The organism is Streptomyces sp. NPDC059900, assembly GCF_050270335.1.
Lineage (GTDB): Bacteria > Actinomycetota > Actinomycetes > Streptomycetales > Streptomycetaceae > Streptomyces.
Genome location: NZ_JBNNJZ010000467.1, coordinates 4,836 through 6,532, shown reverse-complemented (window position 1 = coordinate 6,532; position 1,697 = coordinate 4,836). Strand labels below are relative to the sequence as shown.

At 73.2% G+C, this 1,697-nt stretch carries 2 protein-coding genes; both read right to left on the bottom strand.

Annotated elements, in window-relative coordinates; all coding sequences use genetic code 11:
• Positions 1 to 23 precede the first annotated feature (23 nt).
• Entirely contained in the window at positions 24 to 941 is a 918-nt protein-coding gene (locus ACQKIP_RS36365) for a class I SAM-dependent methyltransferase (RefSeq protein WP_365855636.1), read from the bottom strand.
• A 133-nt stretch (positions 942 to 1,074) separates the two neighbouring features.
• On the bottom strand, positions 1,075 to 1,697 hold a 623-nt coding region (locus ACQKIP_RS36360), incomplete at its 5' end, for a helix-turn-helix transcriptional regulator (RefSeq protein ID WP_427745119.1).

Genomic DNA, 1,697 nt, shown 5'->3' with positions numbered 1-1,697 from the left:
GCCCTTCGACTGTGTCCGGGTGCCTAGCCCTTGACCCCCACATGCACCGTCTGCGCCGACAGCAGGAACACGTCGGGCCTGTGGTGCAGGCTCTGTTCGTCGTTCGCGTCCAGGAGGCGGTCGACGGTGGCCAGGTCTTCGGCGTCGAGGGTTTCCGCGTGCATCTCGCGGCGGCGGGAGAGCTCGGTGACGAGGTGGGTGCGGGTGGCTTCGGAGACCGGGGCCGGGAGGTCCAGGAGGAACGAGCGGGTGCCCGCGTGCCGCAGGCCCGCTTCGGTCAGGAGCGCCGGCCAGTCCTCCGTGACCGCCTTCGCGCCCGGCAGGTCCGCGCGCATCTGTGTGAACCACCTGTCGTCGGCCGCGTCGAAGCGCGTCTGCAGGCCCGGTCGGCCGAAGCCGATGTCGCGGGGCAGGCTGCGGGGGGTCAGGCCGCCCTCCAGGAGGGCGATCGCGCCGCCCGGTGCCAGCCGGTCCGCGAGTGCGGCGAGTGCTGCCTGCTGGTCGCCGACGTGGTGCAGGGCGCGGCCGATCCAGAGCAGGTCCGCCTGCGGCAACGAACCGATGCCCTCCGGCAGTTCGGCCTGCAAGGTGGCGACCCGGTCCGTCAGGCCCTCCCGGTCGGCCCGCGCCCGTGCGCGCTCCAGGAGCGGCTCCGCCGGGTCCACCGCGATCACCTCCGCCTTGGGGAAGACCTCGGCGAGGAGGAAGGAGACCGAGCCGGATCCGGCGCCCACGTCCGCGATCAGGGCCGGCTCCGGCTGCCAGGTGTGCAGCCATGCGGCGATCTCGCGGTTCTGGTCCGCCGCGAGCTGCGCGTTCCGCTCCAGCATCGGGCCCATGGTGGCCCAGTCGATGTCGTCGTGGTGGTGGCCGTGCTTGTGGCCGTGCTTGTGACCTTGCGCCTCGCCGTGCCCGTGGTCGTGGTCGTGGTCGTGAGCCATCGTCTGCCGCCGCCTTCGTGTGTGTTCGGGAGTGGGGCCGGAGCCGTTTCCCAGCCTGCGCCGCGGCCCTCTTCCTGGCCAGCCGCCTTGCGGTTTCGGCAAACGCGGTGGGCTGTGCGGGTGAGTGAGCGGGTCAGGAATAGCGTCGGTGCAACTGCTCCGCCGTCGCCGCCAACCTCGCCCGCAGTTCCGGGGGTTGCAGTACCTCGATGTCCGCGCCCAGGCGCAGGAACTCGTCGTGGGCGTGGTCGACGGACTCGATGGGCAGCACGGCCCTGACCCAGCCGTCGCCGCCGGGTTCGGTTCGGCCCGTCGCCTCCGCCGCGCGGGCCGCGGGGCCGGACAGGCGGGGCACCGCGTGCGGGGCCAGGCGCACGACCGCCTCGCCCTGCTGGAGCCGTGCGTGAAAGGCCTCTTGGTACGACTCCCAGTAGGCCGCCAGGTCGAAGCCGGAAGGGACGCTGAACTCCTCCTGCGCCGACTCCAGGCGCAGGATCTGGTCGACCCGGTAGGTGCGCGGCGGACCGCCGGACTCCGTGGCCGCCGCGACGACGTACCAGCGGCCCGCCTTGAGGACGAGGCCGTACGGCCGCAGAGTGCGCTCCACTTCGGAGGGAGCCCGCCAGCGGCGGTAGCGGACGTGCAGGACCCGACTGTTCCAGACCGCGTCGGCGACGGCGGACAGGTGCGGCACGTCGTCGGGGCGTGCGTACCAGCCGGGGGCGTCCAGATGGAAGCGGGCGGCCACGCGGTCGG

Coding starts and splice junctions, on each gene's coding strand:
- ACQKIP_RS36365 (WP_365855636.1), bottom strand. CDS start 941: ATGGCTCACGACCACGACCACGACCACGGGCACGGCGAGGCGCAAGGT.